Here is a 324-nt window from a genome sequence, read left to right on the forward strand (position 1 = left end):
AACGTTCTTTAACAATATAAAGCAATCATCTGTGTGGGCACTCGTACAGATTGAGTTCTAACAGCCAAGCTACTTCGTTCTTTATTGAGCAAGTAACGAGGCAAACAAATTAGAGTCTCAATTGAAAACTGAGTGACCAACAGAAGTAACTTATTTATAAGTTGCTTCGGCACAGTCAATTCAATATCGAAAGATATTAAAAAATTCAGAATTCATTGAGCTGTCGAAAGACATAAAACTTTTTAATTGAAGAGTTTGATCATGGCTCAGATTGAACGCTGGCGGCAGGCCTAACACATGCAAGTCGAGCGGTAACAGAAAGTA

At 37.3% G+C, this 324-nt stretch carries 1 rRNA gene; it reads left to right on the forward strand.

Features of this window, described 5'->3' with window-relative positions:
* Window positions 1-243 precede the first annotated feature (243 nt).
* A 16S ribosomal RNA gene (locus H5117_RS20460) occupies window positions 244-324 on the forward strand; the annotation flags it as partial.

Source organism: Pseudoalteromonas sp. SG45-1, from assembly GCF_014164135.1.
GTDB classification, from domain to species: domain Bacteria; phylum Pseudomonadota; class Gammaproteobacteria; order Enterobacterales; family Alteromonadaceae; genus Pseudoalteromonas; species Pseudoalteromonas distincta.